At 39.9% G+C, this 16563-nt stretch carries 16 protein-coding genes; 1 reads left to right on the top strand and 15 read right to left on the bottom strand.

The window, feature by feature from the left end; genetic code table 11:
- Positions 1–12: 12 nt before the first annotated feature.
- Genes msrB through ACSKY2_RS00835 form a run of 3 tightly spaced genes read right to left on the bottom strand, consistent with a single transcriptional unit; the run spans position 13 to position 1669 of the window.
- Positions 13–456 carry a peptide-methionine (R)-S-oxide reductase MsrB gene (gene msrB / locus ACSKY2_RS00845; RefSeq protein WP_489877752.1) on the bottom strand — a complete coding sequence of 148 codons (444 nt, stop codon included), beginning with the start codon at positions 454–456 and terminating at the stop codon, positions 13–15.
- Positions 443–988 (bottom strand): peptide-methionine (S)-S-oxide reductase MsrA, encoded by a 546-nt coding sequence (msrA, locus tag ACSKY2_RS00840; protein WP_489877751.1) that lies wholly within the window; start codon positions 986–988, stop codon positions 443–445. Before msrA ends, msrB begins: the two co-directional genes overlap by 14 nt.
- A gap of 48 nt (positions 989–1036) precedes the next feature.
- The gene (locus tag ACSKY2_RS00835) at positions 1037–1669 is read right to left on the bottom strand and encodes a hypothetical protein (RefSeq protein ID WP_489877750.1); all 633 of its coding nucleotides are present in this window, start codon (positions 1667–1669) and stop codon (positions 1037–1039) included.
- A 159-nt stretch (positions 1670–1828) separates the two neighbouring features.
- On the opposite strand from ACSKY2_RS00835, the gene ACSKY2_RS00830 reads away from it, so the two are divergent.
- Positions 1829–3061, top strand: coding sequence for an aminopeptidase (locus ACSKY2_RS00830; RefSeq protein ID WP_489877749.1), 1233 nt, complete (start codon positions 1829–1831; stop codon positions 3059–3061).
- Positions 3062–3126: 65 nt separating this feature from the next.
- Here ACSKY2_RS00830 and ACSKY2_RS00825 read toward each other — a convergent pair whose 3' ends face one another.
- From ACSKY2_RS00825 to ACSKY2_RS00770, 12 genes are all read right to left on the bottom strand, one after another.
- The gene (locus ACSKY2_RS00825) at positions 3127–4227 is read right to left on the bottom strand and encodes a KxYKxGKxW signal peptide domain-containing protein (protein WP_489877748.1); all 1101 of its coding nucleotides are present in this window, start codon (positions 4225–4227) and stop codon (positions 3127–3129) included.
- A gap of 147 nt (positions 4228–4374) precedes the next feature.
- On the bottom strand, positions 4375–5265 hold the full coding sequence (locus tag ACSKY2_RS00820) for an RluA family pseudouridine synthase (protein WP_489877747.1): 891 nt from the start codon (positions 5263–5265) through the stop codon (positions 4375–4377).
- Between the two features lie 79 nt (positions 5266–5344).
- Positions 5345–5545: a cold-shock protein gene (locus ACSKY2_RS00815; protein WP_150190573.1), complete on the bottom strand. Its 201-nt coding sequence runs from the start codon at positions 5543–5545 to the stop codon at positions 5345–5347.
- A gap of 258 nt (positions 5546–5803) precedes the next feature.
- The gene (locus tag ACSKY2_RS00810; RefSeq protein ID WP_489877746.1) at positions 5804–6556 is read right to left on the bottom strand and encodes a DUF4811 domain-containing protein; all 753 of its coding nucleotides are present in this window, start codon (positions 6554–6556) and stop codon (positions 5804–5806) included.
- Positions 6557–6561: 5 nt separating this feature from the next.
- Positions 6562–8109, bottom strand: coding sequence for an MDR family MFS transporter (locus ACSKY2_RS00805; RefSeq protein WP_489877745.1), 1548 nt, complete (start codon positions 8107–8109; stop codon positions 6562–6564).
- A gap of 343 nt (positions 8110–8452) precedes the next feature.
- Positions 8453–9229, bottom strand: a complete 777-nt coding sequence (locus ACSKY2_RS00800) for a LysM peptidoglycan-binding domain-containing protein (RefSeq protein ID WP_489877744.1) — start codon at positions 9227–9229, stop codon at positions 8453–8455.
- Between the two features lie 371 nt (positions 9230–9600).
- Complete coding sequence (gene coaA / locus ACSKY2_RS00795; protein WP_489877743.1) at positions 9601–10545, bottom strand: type I pantothenate kinase; 945 nt, start codon at positions 10543–10545, stop codon at positions 9601–9603.
- 6 nt (positions 10546–10551) lie between these two features.
- Positions 10552–12834, bottom strand: coding sequence for an RNA polymerase recycling motor HelD (gene helD, locus ACSKY2_RS00790; protein ID WP_489877742.1), 2283 nt, complete (start codon positions 12832–12834; stop codon positions 10552–10554).
- Between the two features lie 175 nt (positions 12835–13009).
- Positions 13010–14161, bottom strand: coding sequence for a recombinase RecA (recA, locus tag ACSKY2_RS00785; protein ID WP_489877741.1), 1152 nt, complete (start codon positions 14159–14161; stop codon positions 13010–13012).
- Positions 14162–14235: 74 nt separating this feature from the next.
- Positions 14236–14721 (bottom strand): nicotinamide-nucleotide amidohydrolase family protein, encoded by a 486-nt coding sequence (locus tag ACSKY2_RS00780; RefSeq protein WP_489877740.1) that lies wholly within the window; start codon positions 14719–14721, stop codon positions 14236–14238.
- A 235-nt stretch (positions 14722–14956) separates the two neighbouring features.
- Entirely contained in the window at positions 14957–15541 is a 585-nt protein-coding gene (gene pgsA, locus ACSKY2_RS00775; RefSeq protein ID WP_489839814.1) for a CDP-diacylglycerol--glycerol-3-phosphate 3-phosphatidyltransferase, read from the bottom strand.
- A gap of 21 nt (positions 15542–15562) precedes the next feature.
- Complete coding sequence (locus tag ACSKY2_RS00770; protein ID WP_489839815.1) at positions 15563–16513, bottom strand: helix-turn-helix domain-containing protein; 951 nt, start codon at positions 16511–16513, stop codon at positions 15563–15565.
- Between the last annotated feature and the right edge of the window lie 50 nt (positions 16514–16563).

The following is a 16563-nucleotide window of genomic DNA, read 5'->3' as shown; positions in this document are numbered from 1 at the left end:
ATAACTAAATTATTATTCAGTTTTAAATAATGATTCATATGCTGCGTAACCTTGGTTTGCTAATTCAGCAACTGGAATAAATTTCATCGCTGCTGAATTCATACAATACCGTAAACCACCCTGTGCAGCTGGACCATCCGTAAAAACATGTCCCAAATGTGAATTTGCTTCAGTTGATCGCACCTCAGTTCGATACATCCCATGTGACGTATCAAGATGTCGTTTTACTGCTTTTTTCTCAATGGGCTTGGTAAATGACGGCCACCCACAACCAGCATCATACTTATCTAGTGAGCTAAATAAAGGTTCACCACTCACAATATCGACATAAATCCCATCCTCAAACCAGGCATCGTACTGATTATTAAAAGGTGTCTCAGTGGCTGCTTCTTGTGTGACCGCATATTGTTCTGGTGTCAATTGTTTGCGTAAATCCGCTTGACTAGACTTTGTCATGCTTTGTCACCTCCTTATCTGACCAATATTTTTGTTGATACTTTTTACGTGGTATCATCATTAACATTTCACGTAATGGATTTTTCTTATAAAATTGTTGATGCGCTTCTTCCGCATCATAAAATGGTTGTGCATCCGCAATCGCTGTCACAATTGGTTGATCAAAGCGTTCTGATTCATCTAGTGCTTGTTTTGATGCCGTTGCAATTTGACGTTGTACGTCGTCTTTTACAAAAATGACGGGGCGGTAGGTATCCCCACGATCCGCAAACTGCCCCATGGCATCTGTTGGATCTGCTAGTTGCCAATATAAATCGACCAATGCTTGATATGAAATGACATCATCATCAAACCATATTTTAACAGCCTCCGTATGACCTGTGACATGTGCAGCCACCTCATCATACGTTGGATTAGGTACCGTACCACCTGTATAACCTGAACGCACTTTTTCAATACCCGGTAATGTTTCAAACGGTTCAACCATGCACCAGAAACAACCGCCCGCAAAAATTGCTGTTTGTCTTGCCATTATCGATACCCCCTTGGTATTAGGATACACCATTTATTGCTATATCTATTAATCATCATCTTTACTTGATGTTTTTTTGGCATCATCAGCTGCTTTTTGTGAGGCTGATGATGCAGAAGAGGCTTGTTTATTAGCTGCATCAGCATTTGCTTTAGCATCTGCAACCGCTTGACTCGCAGAATTTTGCACCACTTGAATAGAAGCATCAGTTTCACTCATTTGTTTTTTAAGCTCTTTTACCTCACTATCTTTTTTATCAACGGATGCTTGTAATGATGACACAGATGCTTGGTACTTACTGGTATCTTGTTTAGCAGTTACAAAACGTTGATTCGTTTTAGCTGCTTTTTTTAGTAATGCGACGCCACCATCCGTATCAATCGCACGCTGATAAAGATTCTTTGCTGAAGCCCAATTTTGTTTCTTGATTGCTGCATCCGCCCGTTCCAAATAATTTAACTGTTCATTAGCTGTCCGATTTTCTACTGACACATGGACCTGTCGAGATGCCTGATAGTGTCGCTTAGCTGTTGCCCAATCTTGCACTGCGACCGCATCTCGCGCTTTGTTCAATTCTCGTGAGTATGCGTGATCATCACTAAACCACATGATGGCTAAATAACCGGCTATGATGATCATGACGAGTCCAATTACTGATAACGCAATTTGCTTTCGACTCATGATACCCTCCTTCAATCGGTATTTGTTGCATTATATCATGAATCGTTTGAACCAACAATTTATGTCATCACTGCGTTGATCTTGTGTCTAAGGTTTATTCATGACTCAGTTTCCTGTAAAATGAGAATTAACTTAAAAAACGGAGATAGTATTACGACAATGAAACATTTTGACCAATTACTAGATAAATATGCTGATTTGATTACACGTGTTGGTATTAATGTCAAACCTGGACAAGATATTATTATTTACGCTGAAATTGATCAAGCGGACCTTGTTCATCGCATTATGGCTGCCGCTTATGAATTAGGTGCTAATCAAGTTCTCGTTGAATGGCAAGACGCTATTCTACAACGTGAATTCCTAAAACATGCTGATCAAGCAACACTAACCAATATTCCTGCTTGGGTATCTGTGCGCGCCGAATCATTAATGGCCAATCAAACCTCTCGAATTTCAATTGTGTCTAGCGACCCAGATGGTTACAGCGATGTGCCTAGTGACCGCGTATCATTATATGAGCAAGCCTTCCAACAGGCAAATGCTGCTGTACGTCAAGCAACAATGAATAATGATGTCGCTTGGTTAGTTGTCTCAGCAGTTGGTCCAGAATGGGCGCACAAAGTTTTTCCTGACGTTTCACTAGCTGAGGCGCAAGATAAATTATGGCAAGAAATTTTTAAAATTAATCGGATTTCCTTAGATAACGATGTCATTGCGGATTGGCAAGACCATATTAATACCTTGAATGAAAAAGCAACTTGGTTAAATCAACAAAACTTCCGAGAACTACGCTATCATTCTGCACAAACCGATTTAACGATTGGCCTCGCTGAAGATCATGTTTGGGAAGCTGCCGAATCATATAGCAAGGCTGGCAATCGTTTCGTGCCAAATATGCCCACTGAAGAAGTCTTTACAGCGCCTGACTACCGCAATATTCACGGAACAGTCACTGCAACCAAACCGCTGTCATATGCAGGTGTCTTAATTACTGATATTAAACTAACCTTTGCTGAGGGGCATGTCACAAAAGCCGAGGCTAGTACAGGTCAAGAGACACTCAAACAATTGATCAAAACAGATCGTGGTGCTTCATCATTGGGTGAAGTATCATTGGTACCGCACGATTCACCAATTTCAAAAGCAAATATTGTTTTCTATACAACTTTAATTGATGAAAATGCATCAGATCATTTGGCACTCGGTGCTGCCTACCCATCAAACATTAGAAATGGTACGCAATTATCTGTTGCTGAACGCCAAGCCAAAGGACAAAATGATTCACTGGTTCACGTTGATTTCATGATTGGTTCTGCTGATATGGCTATTGATGGTATCACCCAAGATGGTCAAATTGTTTCCGTTTTCCGTCAAGGAAACTGGGCCTAATTGTCACATTCACAAAGAAAAAATGAGATTTGGATGTTAATATCCAAATCTCATTTTATTTTTTATTAATTAGATACGCCGACAATGACATTACCTACTTGGGCAAAACCAAAGTGCGTTGAACTCGCACGCATTTCCCAGTCTCGGTGACCAGTACCAGATGCTGTTGTCATGTTTGTTTCGTTATACCAAGCATCAACAACAGATGAACCCGCACCAAAGCCGATTGAAATGACTTCATTTGCATTACTCCAGTGTTCACTTGGAATTGAGCCACCATTATTGGCAATTTGTTGGGCACGTGCCTGTGCCTGTGCTGCCAAATCTGACGACCATTCTGTTGTCATACCACTACGCTTTGCCTTCAGTGCCGCAAAGGTTGCGTTGTCCACGTTACCAGCTGTCGTTGTTGATGCTGATGTCGTGGCTGTTTGTGATTGTTGTTGTGACGCAACCGCTTGACTAGCCACAGCGTTTGAAGCAGCAATGGCAGAAGCATTAGCGGCAGCAGCCGATGATGCTGATTGGGCAGCTGCGGCTGACTCGGCAGCGGCTGAGATTGCAGCTGATTCTGCTGCCTTTGCTGCAGCTTCACTAGCAGCGGTTGCGTTTGATTCAGCAGCGGCCATTGAAGCAGCAGCAGCTTGAGAAGACGCAACACTTGCAGCAACTGAGGCAGCATAGGCTTCAGAAGCAGCGACTGATGATGCAACTGCTTGACTAGCAGCCACTTCAGAAGCAGCAGCTTGACTAGCGGCAACATCTGAGGCAACAACTTCATCACTTGCTGGTGTATAACCCGTTTGTGTTGGTGCAACTGAGGCAGCAGATGAAGTTGGTACAACCGCACTACCATTAAATTGTTGACCACTAATAATCAAATCTGGATTAGCAATCCCATTAGTGGCTGCAAAATTTGCAACGGTATCATTCGTTGCCATTGCTAATGCCCAAACGGTATCACCAGATTGAATTTGATAATTATTCATCCCACCGTTTGTTGCAACTTGTGATGCAACTTGATCAACCGTATTTGCTTGCCATACATCTGCAGAAGCAGACTCATTTGTGCCAACAAACGCAACACCGGCAGCGGTTGTTGCAACTGCAACTGCAACCCATTGCTTACCTGCTTTATACATTTTCTTGTGTGACTTAATTTGCATTGATGAAGTTTCCCCTTTAGTAATAACGCGTTTATGCGTGTTTAATTTTCGTTTAATTCCTAACGTTCCTTAATAATACCAAAAGTTCTTAACAAAATCATTACAAATTATAGGAAAACTTTTAAATTTCTTAATAAATCAGCCGATTTACTTAAAATTCACCGGAAAATCAGCCGGTAACGGCGCCCCAATCGATTTGACAACATTTGAAAAGGGAATCGGTAATTGTACAGCAGCTGAATGTAATAACAATCTATCATTCATTGGTTGCGGATTGTACAAAGTATCCCCAATCAACGGATGACCAATGGCGGCCATATGCAGACGAATTTGATGCGTCCGACCAGTTTCTAATATTAACCGCACAAGCGTATATTGATAGAGACTTTTGACGACTGTCCAGTGCGTCACGGCATTTTTCGCATGAGCGCCATTCACTTGTCTTAACCTGTCATTGGTTGGATGATCACCAATGGCGAAATTGATCGTGCCATGGGTTTCAGCGAAATGTCCCACCACCCACGCTAGATACGTTCGTTTAATCTCTTTATCATGGAGCATTTGATTTAACATTGGCACCACATAAGGTACTTTGGCAATAATTAACGCACCAGTCGTTTGACCATCTAAGCGGTGCACCATATAGGCATTTTTCCCTTGTTGCGCCAAATAAGCCTGCGCAAAATTCATCATTGTCCCGTCTTCACCTGGTGAATTGGGATGCGTCTTCACGCCTAACATTTTGTTGACAACCAATAAGTCATCATTCTCAAACAACACATCTAGATTACGTGAATCATCAAGGACATAGTGTGAATCAGGTGTGATAAAATCCGATGACAACCATCGCATGTGTAGTTCATCATGTGGTTTTAAAATTGTTGACGTTGGTTGATAACGTCCATTATGTAGTAACCGTCGTTCAATTCGAAAATTACCGCGAATACGACGTGGCACACGCCATCTGATTAATTGCTCTTTAATTGAAATCGCTGGCTGATCTGCAGGTAACTTGATCGTTTTTTCCCATGTTATCATGATGCAATCTCCCGTTATCAAAATAAAAAAGCCTAGGAGAACCCTCCCAGACTTCATTATTGTTTAAGCTGACTACTGATTACAACTTAGTAACGTTAGCAGCTTGCAAACCACGGTCACCTTGTTGTACTTCAAATGATACAGCTTGACCTTCTTCTAATGACTTGAAGCCATCAGTTTGGATTGCTGAGAAGTGTACGAATACATCGTCCCCTGACTCACGTGAAATAAATCCGTAACCTTTGTCCGCGTTAAACCACTTTACTGTTCCTTGTTCCATGTCTGAAACCTCCTGGCATCTTGCCATAATATTAATAATCCAAAACGAAGATGCCCTTATTTCCGAGAAACATAAAACAAAATCTTTCAAACTATGCTTTAAGTATAACACGTGTTTAGATTGAATGATACACAGATTTTATATTATTATCAGATAACTTATTACGAAAGCGTTCATACCGCCACATAAAATCTATTAAAAAAACACTGACAACTTAATCATTAATTATCGATTAAATCATCAATGTTTTTATTTGTACTATTGTAACATTTGCTTCATCGCACTCGCTGTCATTTCTGCAGTGACCGTTTTTGTGTACACAGCAATGTCATTGGCACTCGCCTTTGGATTTGCTTTCATATAAGCAGCAACCTTGGCTTGAACAGCTGATCGCATTTTAGCTTGCGTCGCTGCTGCAACCGCTTTGTTTTGGCTAGCAGCCTTTTGCTTGGCTGTTAATTGCTTTGCTTGCTTTGCGTTCAAAACAACCCAAGTCTTATCTGGCACTGTCACTGTCGTTGTTTGCTTAACTAATGAATGACCTTCACCACCGAAAGCTAACATTGACTTAAAGAAATTATTGCGCCATTCCCAACGTGTTGTCACTGTCTTAACTGTGGCTTTATTCACATCAGCTGTCTTATAAGTTGCTCGCTTGTGAACAGCTTCCGTCATTTTCTTTTTATTAGGTACAAAATGGGCTGTTGCTTTACTATCTTCACGGTCAGCATAGACCAACACATAGTTGTCAGCTTTAGTTCCTAAACGTTGCGTGATCAACATCCCTGCTGGTGACTTTGAACCACCTGCTGAATAAATTGTCTTTTCAGTGGTTGTTGTCACTTTCTTCATCCCATAATGAGAATTCATGTTTGCCGTCAATAATAGGACCGTTGCTGCCAACAAAACAAATGAAATCAGACCAGCTACAACACGTGTCGGTACATGCTTAATGTTAATCCATGACACGTATGTTAATACTGTAAATATTGCTAGAACAATAATAATCATGTAATCTAGTCCTCCTGTTCATTTTTAACTGAGACGTGGTTGGTAACCCCGTATGGCATCACCCTACCCTTACGAATGAAGAGTGCCAAAATAACACCAATAATTGAAAAGACAAAACCGAGTGCAAATGAAACTCGGAAGCCCTTCATTGAAGCGTCAAGAAGATCAGAACCATATTGTAGTGGGTTAGCCGTCTTCAAAGCGTTACCCGGTTCATTATTTGTAATAATGTTTTGCGTCACTGATGTTAACAGCGCCACAACAACTGATGAAGCAACTTGACGAGCCGTGTTGTTTGATGCAGTCGCATGAGCAGCCTCTTCAGGTGGCAACACAGACATTGCCATTGTCGTTAATGGCATCATCGACATTGCCACACCAAACATTCTAACCGCATACAACGTCGTGATAAATGCACCTGGTGTTGTTGTCGTAATGAACATGAATGGGAAAGTTCCCAATGCTAAAATGCAAAAACCAATAATTGACAAGCGTTTTGCACCAATTTGATCGTAAGCACGACCAGTAATCGGTGCCATCAATCCCATGAGTAATGCACCTGGCAACAAAACTAATCCAGAATTCAATGTTGACATGCCATGGACATTTTGCAAATATGTTGGCAACATCATTTGCACACCCATCATTGCCATCATCGCCATCATAACTGCTAGGGTGGTCAATGAGAATTGCTTGTTCTTAAAGACACGTACGTCCATAAATGGCACGTCCATTTTAAGTTGGCGCCAAATGAACAACGCAATAATAACAATTCCCACAATAATTGGTGTAATAACTGTTTTGACATCACCCCAACCATCTGTTGCCACATTGGTGAAGCCCCAAAGGAAGACACCAAAGCCAGCAATTGACAGAATAAATGAGATAACATCCAACTTAATTTTACTTGTTTTCAAAACATTCTTAACGAAGAAGAATGACAAAATAAATGCAATAACAACAACAATCAATGGCAAAATAAAGATTGTACGCCATGAATCAGAAATTGTTAATCCTAAGAAAACATGATCTTTTTCCAAAATCCAACCAGAAAGGCTTGGACCAATAGCAGGTGCTAAAGCGATAACAATACCATTTAGCCCCATGGCTGCCCCGCGCTCTTCAACTGGGTAAATATTAATCATCACCACTTGCATCAAAGGCATTGTAATACCAACCGCAACGGCGGTAATAATACGACCCGCTAAGAACATCCACCACATATCTGATTGTGCAGGTGTAAACGCAGTCATCGCCATTCCAAGTGTTAGTAAGGCATACGCCAAAATATATAAGGTCTTTGATCGAATACGAGTTGACAAGAATGCCGATACAGGCATCATAACCCCATTCGCCAGCAAAAACCATGTTGTTGCTTGTTGTGCTGTCGCAAACGAGATATCAAAATCATGCATTAGGGTTGGAATTGCCGTTCCCAATGACGTTTGCATCAACACACCAGCAAAAGTACCAATTAATAATACAGCAACCATGGCAGAACGGCTAAATGGCTTACCGTCCATATCAAGCGTTGCAGTTTTACTGTTTGCCATCTTTATTCCTCCATTAATTTATCTTTAATCACAATTGTTAATTCTAAAACGTCAAATCATTTTTTTCAAGTGTTTTTGTTAAGTAATTTAACAAACATTGTAATTGTGTTCACAAACAGCTTTTTGTTAATCATGACACATGATTTTCATATTTTGTGATAATCTGCTATCACCAATCATGAAACCCCTTACAAATTAATACCAATCTGTGAATCATCATTTGTGATATTTTCACATGCGCATAAAATTATTTTTTATCATATTGTTAGATGAGTAATAATCCATAAAAAAAGATCAAGATATTTAACTATCTCAATCTTTTATCATGCTTAATGAAATACTTTTACCACCAACCATTTGCTTGGCGGAAGGCCGTTGCGTTTTCAATTGAACCATAACGTGATGTTGCGTAGTTAACCATACCTGCTGTTTGGCTAGCAACACTACCCGTTCCCCAGCTTTGCTTTGTTTGACCAAGGCCTTGATAACCATTTGCTGATACAGCATTTGGATTACCACCTGATTCAGGCATCACAACTGAATCCCATAATGCTTCAGTACCACCATTAGCTAAGAATTGTGCCTTAACTGAACCACCAGCTGTTGATGCTGATGTCGTGGTGGTTGTAGCTGCTTGTTGTGTCGTTGTCGTTGCTGCTGCTTGTTGTGTCGCAACAGCTGAAGTTGCAGCTTCACTAGCAGCAGCCTTTTGAGCGGCAGCTGATGATGCGGCAGCAGAACTTGCGGCAGCAGCTGATGATGCGGCAGCAGAACTTGCGGCAGCGGCTGAACTAGCAGCAGCTGATGTTGCAGCTTGTGACATTGCCAAAGAAGCAGCATCGTTAGCTGAAGAATCTGCTGATGAATTAACATCTGATTCTGCCAAGTCTTCTGAACTTGGCACTTCAATCTTTTGATCAACGAAAATCATGTTCGCGTCTTTTAAGTTGTTTGTCTTAACAAGATCATCAACTGTCATGTTAAATTTATTTGCAAGTTGTGATAATGTGTCGCCTTCCTTAACTGTATAAGTTGAGGCGGCATTAACGATTGATGTACCGGCAACGAATACTGATGCAACTCCGGCAACTGCTAAGGCTGTTTGTTTCACTTTACTCATAAAATTTAATAACACTCCTACTGGAAATTTATCTGCTGTATAATTGATACCTGTGACTACTCAGGTGATATGATTGGGTCACTCACCCAACAACAACTAATAGTTTACCAATTTGAGCGCTCTTCAAATTACATAAGCATTACATTAAATTGCATTGCCTCATCAATTTACTGATTTACAGACATATTTTTGTAACATAATAAATGAAACCCCTATCAAATTGGCATATATAAAGGAATTATTAAGTTTATTAAAACGTTAAACCTACCTAAAAATACAACCTAAATCATAAAAATAAAGGACAGAAACGCTTTCGTTTCTGTCCTTTAAGTTATTTTGTTACATTATCGTCATGTTGAAAAGTAATATTTCTAAAATTTCCTTAACCAAATCGTGTCGATTTCATGATTTGCCTGTTTATGTAAAACTAAATCAGCCCGTTCACGGGTGGGTAAGATAAACTCTTGCAAGTTTGGTAAATTAACCTGTTGCCAAACTTCATCTGCCGCTGCCACAGCTTCTGCCAATGGCATTTGTGTATATTTAGCGAAAAAGTTATTCGTATCATTTGCTTGTTTAGCAGCTGCTAACAATGCTTTAAAGCGATCAATGTACCACTGCTCAATCAATTCCGTTTGTGCATCTACATAGATTGACAAATCAAAAAAATCAGAAATATAGACTGGCGTATTGACTGTTGACTGTAGTGTATTAATCCCTTCAATAATAAAAATATCTGGATTATGAAACTCTTCAAATTCACCCGTTAAAACATCTGACTTTTCGTGCGAATAACGTGGTGAATGTACTTTAGGCTGTCCTTCCTTTAAATCATTCATAAAGGATAGCAATGCTGGCATATCATATGATTCTGGAAAACCCTTACGATCAAAAATACCTTGTGCTTTAAGTGTCTCATTAGATAGTAGAAAACCATCAGTCGTTGTTAGTGCAACTTGTTTGTCCGTAAAGGCTGACTGTAACATGTATTGCAATAAGCGAGCCGTTGTGGACTTTCCCACCGCAACTGAACCAGCAATACCAATAATAAACGGTCCTGGCGATGCCGGCCGACCCAAAAATTGCGCCCGTTCTGTAATGTTACGCCGATACTGGTCATACCGTAATTTAATATAACTCACTAACGGACCATAGATATCAAATACATCCGCCATAACGATTCGATCATTATAGGCTTTGATATTTTGCAACGTCTCTGGTGTTATCTGTATTTTGCCAGGAACGATATATTTACTGGTTAATTGTTGCCAATCTTCTCTATTAAAAACAGCAAAGTTCAAAGGTGCTGTCGCCATAGCAGATTACCTCATCTCATATAAGTTATCAGCCACATTTGCCAAAAGTGGTGTCAATTCTTGAACGGCAAACACCGTTAATTGATGCATTGCTCGTGATGCAATCGTATAGACAAGTTGTCGTTCATCATCTCCATGATACACCTTTGCGGACGCATCCCACATAATAACAGCGTCAAACTCTAGTCCTTTGGCTAAATAAGCTGGGACAATAATCGTACCTGGTACCAAACGCTGATTCTCCGTACGAATAATTGTTACATTCGTTTTATCACGTAGTAATGCATAGGCAGTCTCGGCATCAGCTAACGTTTTCGTAATAATGGCTGTGGTTTCTTTAGCTGCCAAGTTACTTGCTAACTGTGTCACTACTTCAGTTGCCATAGCGGCAATTGAAGACACCACAGAAACCACTGGTAATGCGCCTTCACGCTCAAAGGCATCAATTTGAGCCCCATGCAACAAGATAGCTTTTGAATAATCAGTAATTTGCTGTGTTGATCGATACGTTTGTGTTAGCGCAATGTATTCCGATTTTTGAGGATCAAATAATTGGGCTAACTCATCTTGCAAACTCACTGCATTTTCTTTCGTAAAGATGGCTTGATTTAAATCACCTAGCATTGTGAAACGTGCTTTAGGGAAGCTAAACTTTAAGAATGCCAGTTGGAAAGGTGTATAATCTTGAATCTCATCAATAAATACAAAACGAATATCTCGTTCACCACGACTACCTTTGATTAAATCAAATAACATCATATAGGGTGTCATATCTGCCATTGGTAAAATGCCTTGACGCATTTGAGATACGGTGTATTTCACACCGTCTTGCCATTCCGACAGACTAATACCATATGCTGCTAAATCAATGAGTTGTGGGACTGATTTTAGAAAATGAATAAATTGTTCATTGATATTAATAAAATGATTACGGTTAACACCACGAATAATTGGCGTAAAAGCTTTCATGACTAATTGTTTGGCAATGAATTTATATTCTGCTTCATCAGAATCAAATTCACGTGGCTTATCACGTAGCAGCGTGTCATATTGCTCTTTACTGAAATTTTGTACTTCACTTTCGACCCAGTCTGCATGAACTTCATGACTTGCCTTGCCTTGCAATATCTTCATTAGTTGCTCTTTAGTCGCTTGTAGCCGATTTCCTAAGCGATAATTATCATTAAATGAATAGTAAATCGCCGCAATTTTTTCTTTACTAATGATTTCTTTACCCTGGAACTTAATTGGTCGTAATTTAATATGATGATGATTCAACGTCTGTGCATATTGTTGCATCGCATGAAAATAGACACTCGTGCCCTTGAAATCAATCATTGTTTTTTGGCTACCTGCTGGTTGTGATTCAAAACGTTCTTGCAGTGTTTCCAATTTTAATTTTGGTAAACGACGTGATGCGTATTGATAAAAGGTCATTTGCACCATGTTTTGCTCACCCAATTCTGGTAAGACTTGATCGATATAATCATTAAATAATTGATTTGGTGAAAATAGGACCACTTGACCAGAAGTTAAGTGTCCACGATAACGATATAACAAATAAGCAACTCGTTGCAGAACAGCAGACGTTTTACCAGATCCAGCTGCACCTTGCACAAATAATAATTCAGCAGCTGTATTGCGAATAATCTTGTTTTGTTCCTTTTGAATTGTCGTCACGATTGATTTCATTTTCGTTGTTGATTCACCAGCAACCGCGTTCAGTAACATTTGATCACCAACTGCTTCATCGGTATCAAAAATAGTCACAATCGTCCCATCTTCAATTTGAAATTGGCGTTTCAAAGATACTTCAGCATCTTGTTTACCGTCTGGCGTTTCATAACTGACTTTACCCAATCCACCATCATAATAAAGTGACGAGATAGGTGCTCGCCAATCATAAATCAAAAAATTATCAGGACCATCTGAAAATGATGCCAAGCCAATATAAATTTGATCAACTTTTTCACTACCAGCTTCTTGGACATCAATACGGGCAAAATATGGCCGTTCAGACAAACGATCTAAGACAATCGCTTGATGTTCTGCTGAGTTCATGGCTAATTCACGTTCTTGTAACATTTGTTGTTGTTGGCGTACCGACATGGCTGTTTCAAATAGACTGCCATATGTTGCCGACTTGAAACGGACATCCTGCCAACCTGATTCAACATCAGCTTTTTTATCAATTGCATTTTGTTGTTGTAATTTATTCGTTACCTTAGCATCCTGTATTTTTGTCATTACAGTATCTAAGCGTTTTTGTTCTACCTCATAGGGCGTCATACTAGGTTCCCCCATTAAAAAATTAGTGTTTCCATGTTACACCACTTTCACATAATTAGCTAGCTATTTTTCGTAACTATCATCCGATGAAATAACTAATTGTGACATACTTAAGGCATCAAGTCACCCATCATCTTGGGTGACTTGATGCCTAACATATCCGACTATTTAGCGTTTATTTTTCTTCAATATCTAATGGTATATCGTCATCTAATGGTACATCGTCTGCAACTGTTTCAGGAGCGTCTGCTGACCCATCATGACTACCAATATAAGCCAAGCGGACCTGATCATAGATCTCATCATAAATGGCTTTATGTTCTGGTTCTTCTAACCAACGGATAACATTGACCTTTCCCTGGCCAATTTTTTCACCCTTATATGAAAACCATGAGCCTGCTTTATTGATAATATCTTTATCGGCTGCTAAGTCAATCATTTCACCTGTCTTTGAAATACCTTTACCAAATAGAATTTCGACTTCTACTTCACGGAATGGTGCAGCAACTTTATTTTTAACAACTTTAATACGTGTCAAATTTCCAACAGATTTAACGTTATCACCATCGGCTTTTGTTGCATCAATGCCACCCTTACGACGCACGTCTAAACGTACTGAAGAATAGAACTTTAGTGCACGACCACCAGGGGTTGTTTCTGGGTTACCAAACATCACACCAATCTTTTCACGCAACTGGTTAATGAAGATGGCTGTGGTACCAGTCTTGAGGATAGCACCTGACATCTTACGCAAAGCTTGTGACATCATACGTGCTTGTAGTCCAACTGATGAATCACCAATCTCACCATCAATCTCGGCCTTAGGGGTCAATGCAGCAACTGAATCGACAACGACCATGTCGATTGCCCCAGAAGCAATTAGCGCATCTGCAATGGCTAGTCCTTGCTCACCGGTATCTGGTTGTGACAACAATAGTTCATCAACATCAACACCCAATGCTTTGGCATATTCGACATCCATCGCGTTTTCAGCATCAATATAGGCAACAATACCACCATTCTTTTGGGCTTCAGCAACCGCATGCAATGCCAAGGTTGTTTTACCTGATGATTCAGGACCATAAATTTCAATTACACGTCCTTTTGGATAACCCCCAATACCCAAGGCAACATCTAACTTCAATGAACCAGTTGGTGTTGATTCAACTTTGGTGAATTTACTATCTCCCAATTTCATGACTGAACCTTTTCCAAATGATTTTTCGATCTTTTTAAGCGCATCATTTAAAGCATTTTGTCGTTCTTTAGGATCAGTAATCTTACCTTCTAGTTTTTTATTTGGATTAATATTTTTTCCTGTCGCCATGTCATCGGCCTCCACTCATTAACTTTAACTTAACGTATTCCTAGTGTAACCTAATTTTTGCTTTTTTTCAATGCTTAGACTTGAGATTGTGGATTTTCAGCTAGCAATGTTGCCAACCAATCAAATCCCGCAGCCACACTCGCTTGACGAATTGCTTGACGTTGACCAGTAAAATGATAACCGCGTGCTAGCGTTTTACCTTGTGGATCAGCAATGCCAATATAAACTGTGCCAGCTGCATGCCCTTCTAACGCATCGGGACCAGCAACACCCGTAAAACTAATGGCCCAGTCAGTTGCTAATTTATTTTTCGCCCCTTGTGCCATGGCACGTGCCACTTCAGCTGATACGACCCCATACGCCGCAATTAAAGCTGCTGGTACATCAACCAATTGTGTTTTTGCTTGTGCTGCATAAGTGACGAAAGACCCTGGTAAAACAGCTGAGATACCACTAACTTCAGCCAAAGTTGCAACAAATAAACCAGCGGTCAACGATTCCGCTGATGTAATCGTTTGATGACGTGCAATCAATGATTTACCAACTTGTTGCTGTTTCATATAACTACTCTCCCTTCTCATAATAAAGAGACGTTAGCCAATCAAAATGTCCCTTATTAGTATAAATCAATTTAACTTGTGAGACAAAAATCGTGTGTTTGATCGATAAATCAAAAAGTTTGAGACATTAGGCATTATGAACAACTGAAAAGGACGTCAATTTATCAATTTGATTGATAGATCAACGCCCTTAAACGTGTTCCAAAAGACTGAAGCCTTTCTCTTTAAATTTTACTTATTTAAAACCATCTGAAAAGACGTCACGATTCTTGTAGAAATAATCAATACCTGAATAAATGGTTGCAATCAACGCAATCCACATCATGATCATTGCAAATGGGATGTGTACAGCAGCAAACAAAATATCATGTAACAAAAAGAATGATATCGATACCATTTGTGAAGCCGTCTTAATCTTACCAGGCATAGCTGCAGCCAAAACTTTACCATTATTTTCGACAATTAGTGTCCGCAAACCAGTAATTGCCAGTTCACGTATGACGATGATGGCGACCATCCATGCTGGTACCCAACCGAATTGTACAAAATAAATCAAGGCAGTCATGACCAATAACTTGTCAGCTAATGGATCAGCAAACTTACCAAAATTTGTGACTAAGTGATACTTACGCGCAATCTTACCATCAGCCAGGTCAGTCAATGAGGCGACAATGAAAATAATTGCTGCCAATAAATGCGTCACTGGCAATGTCGTACCCCCAACTGATAAGGTTCCCCAGTCAAGAGGTAATGACAAAATTAACATAAACACTGGAATCAAAATCATTCGAAACACAGTTAGTTTATTAGGTAAATTCATTTCTTATTTACTCCTAGATTCTTAACGTGTAAAAGTCATCCCCAAGTGCCAAACACTAGCACTACCTGATTGTAAATCAACTGACTTATTATTGAGAGAAATTTTTGTTGCTAATGCGTTTCCAATTGAAACTTGGACACCCGTTGCCGTCGCTGGAATCTCAACTTCTTGGGTATTGTTATCTTGCACTGTACCATTCCACAGTACTGTACCGGCCGCATCACTCACTTGAATCCAAGAAGAACCATCAGCAGCTTTAAGTTGCATTTTGACTGCTTTATTCGGTACTTTCACTGATCCATAAGTGACAGACGTGCCGCTAACTGTCCCTTCACCTAAGCTAACCTTCCCTGATTTGTTTGTTTCCTTAGTAGAAGATGACTTTGCTGATTGACTTGAAGCAGCCTGTTTTGATGATGTGGTGGCACTCGCAGTTGATTCAGTCTTTGAAGAAGCCTTCTTTGACGTTTGTTTATCAGCGACTTTAGATGATGTAACTGACACCGTTGATTGATTCTTACTTTCTTGCTTTGCAGAACCAGCAAATGAAGATACAACTGCCCAAATAATGGCAATGATAGCAATAATCACAACACCAATGATAATTTTAGGCATCATGCTACGCGTTTTATCAGCAACTGTCTCTTCTGTTTGATGCATGCCTGCACGCGTCACATTATCAGCATCCACACGAGCAGCACTTAAATCAGGTGTCACTGTTTCTGTCTCTTCTTCACTGGCATATTTTTGTAAGAATTCCGTTGCATTTAGACCAACTGCAGTTGCATATTGGCGCACAAACGCACGTTCATAAAAAGCGCCTGGTAATTGTTCAAATTGGCCACTTTCAATGGCCGCTAAGTAGCGTTTTTGAATTTTCGTTGATTGTTGAATATCGTCTAATGATAGTCCTTTATCAATACGAGCCTGTTGGAGTTCTTGTCCGATAGCGCTATTGCGTTCTTCATTCATAAATCTCTCATCCTAACTTTTTAAATTTAGCATAGTAGGTATAATTGCAT

This window comes from Weissella sp. ESL1156 (genome assembly GCF_058505625.1).
Note: the sequence above shows the minus strand (reverse complement) of the source record. Positions and strands in the feature narration are given on the sequence as shown.

Coding starts and splice junctions, on each gene's coding strand:
- ACSKY2_RS00800 (WP_489877744.1), bottom strand. CDS start 9,229: ATGAGTAAAGTGAAACAAACAGCCTTAGCAGTTGCCGGAGTTGCATCA.
- msrB (WP_489877752.1), bottom strand. CDS start 456: ATGACAAAGTCTAGTCAAGCGGATTTACGCAAACAATTGACACCAGAA.
- ACSKY2_RS00805 (WP_489877745.1), bottom strand. CDS start 8,109: ATGGCAAACAGTAAAACTGCAACGCTTGATATGGACGGTAAGCCATTT.
- ACSKY2_RS00835 (WP_489877750.1), bottom strand. CDS start 1,669: ATGAGTCGAAAGCAAATTGCGTTATCAGTAATTGGACTCGTCATGATC.
- ACSKY2_RS00815 (WP_150190573.1), bottom strand. CDS start 5,545: ATGGAACAAGGAACAGTAAAGTGGTTTAACGCGGACAAAGGTTACGGA.
- helD (WP_489877742.1), bottom strand. CDS start 12,834: ATGACGCCCTATGAGGTAGAACAAAAACGCTTAGATACTGTAATGACA.
- msrA (WP_489877751.1), bottom strand. CDS start 988: ATGGCAAGACAAACAGCAATTTTTGCGGGCGGTTGTTTCTGGTGCATG.
- pgsA (WP_489839814.1), bottom strand. CDS start 15,541: ATGAATTTACCTAATAAACTAACTGTGTTTCGAATGATTTTGATTCCA.
- ACSKY2_RS00830 (WP_489877749.1), top strand. CDS start 1,829: ATGAAACATTTTGACCAATTACTAGATAAATATGCTGATTTGATTACA.
- ACSKY2_RS00825 (WP_489877748.1), bottom strand. CDS start 4,227: ATGCAAATTAAGTCACACAAGAAAATGTATAAAGCAGGTAAGCAATGG.
- ACSKY2_RS00820 (WP_489877747.1), bottom strand. CDS start 5,265: ATGATAACATGGGAAAAAACGATCAAGTTACCTGCAGATCAGCCAGCG.
- coaA (WP_489877743.1), bottom strand. CDS start 10,545: ATGGCGACAGCACCTTTGAACTTTGCTGTTTTTAATAGAGAAGATTGG.
- ACSKY2_RS00770 (WP_489839815.1), bottom strand. CDS start 16,513: ATGAATGAAGAACGCAATAGCGCTATCGGACAAGAACTCCAACAGGCT.
- ACSKY2_RS00810 (WP_489877746.1), bottom strand. CDS start 6,556: ATGATTATTATTGTTCTAGCAATATTTACAGTATTAACATACGTGTCA.
- recA (WP_489877741.1), bottom strand. CDS start 14,161: ATGGCGACAGGAAAAAATATTAATCCAAATAAAAAACTAGAAGGTAAG.
- ACSKY2_RS00780 (WP_489877740.1), bottom strand. CDS start 14,721: ATGAAACAGCAACAAGTTGGTAAATCATTGATTGCACGTCATCAAACG.